This window comes from Vibrio sp. 1288, from assembly GCF_033344475.1.
In genome coordinates this window covers 1-1,063 of the sequence record NZ_JAWPOX010000146.1, presented here as the reverse complement: position 1 = coordinate 1,063, position 1,063 = coordinate 1, and the positions used below count along the sequence as shown (strand labels likewise).

Below are 1,063 nucleotides of genomic sequence, written 5' to 3'. Positions count from 1 at the left end.
ATTTATTAAGCTGCATTGGATAGATTTTGTGGCCAGCATCCCAATGATCGAGCCATTACGCTTTGCTCGCATCTTTCATATTTTGCGCGTGGTGTTGGTGCTGCGCTCTTCAAAGTTCATTCTGCATCAGCTCAAAGAAAACCGCCGAGAAACCACCGTCGCGTCCATATTGCTGTTGATGGTGATCCTCATAACGCTCGGTTCCACCGCCATGCTGTTTATCGAAGCCAAAAACCCAGCTGCGAACATCCGTACTGGAGCTGATGCTTTGTGGTGGGTCTTTGTGACCATCTCCACTGTGGGTTACGGCGATCATTATCCAGTGACCTCTGGAGGAAAGTTTTTAGCCGTCATCATCATCGTTTGTGGAGTGGGGATCTTCGGTATGATCTCTGGTGTGATTACGTCGATTTTAACCGCTCCGACTAAACAGCAAGATCACCGTTCTAAGAACAAAGAGCGGATGTTAGAACAACTATTAGAACAGCAAGAACAAATCCTTGATCGACTAACTCTTATCGAAGAGGAAATGCAGCAACGCAAAATTCAGACAAAAAAATAGGACCTATCGGTCCTATTTCTCTTTAAATTAATGAAGATAACGCTACTTTGCGCTCGCTTATCTTATTTTTCACGCCAGTACGGCTGAGTCTCTACGCTGATTGCTCTTGTTTGATCCATTGCATGAAGAATCGAACGCTCTTGGCGGTGCAGCCAACGCTCTAACTGTTCTTTCTCTTCATTTTCCAGCATATCGACCAAAGGCAATAGATGGTTCAGCATCAACAGATCATCAATGCCATGCACTAAGTCAGCCCAAGGAAGGCGGGAGCTATTACGCTCGTCGAAGTTGTACAAGCTCGCAAAACCAATTCCAGTGTAAAGGTTACGCAGCAGACGGTAACGCTGATCCACATACTCTTGCGCAGACAAATCACGCTCTGCAGGGAAAGCTTCCATCAGCTCTGCCCAAGTGCGATCCAATTGCGTCACAGAAAACGGCATGATGTTGCTTGCCATCTTCTCGCGCGCTTTCTCATCCAAGAATGGCTGCCAGCCACGC

At 46.8% G+C, this 1,063-nt stretch carries 2 protein-coding genes; one reads left to right on the top strand and one right to left on the bottom strand.

The genetic code is table 11. The features are described 5' to 3' along the window. Positions 1-562, top strand: a 562-nt coding sequence (locus R8O11_RS25215; RefSeq protein ID WP_318194610.1) for a potassium channel family protein, incomplete at its 5' end; no start/stop codon positions are given. 62 nt (positions 563-624) lie between these two features. Here R8O11_RS25215 and R8O11_RS25210 read toward each other — a convergent pair. Next, the coding region (locus R8O11_RS25210; RefSeq protein WP_412035075.1) for a CHAD domain-containing protein at positions 625-1,063 on the bottom strand (439 nt) is incomplete at its 5' end.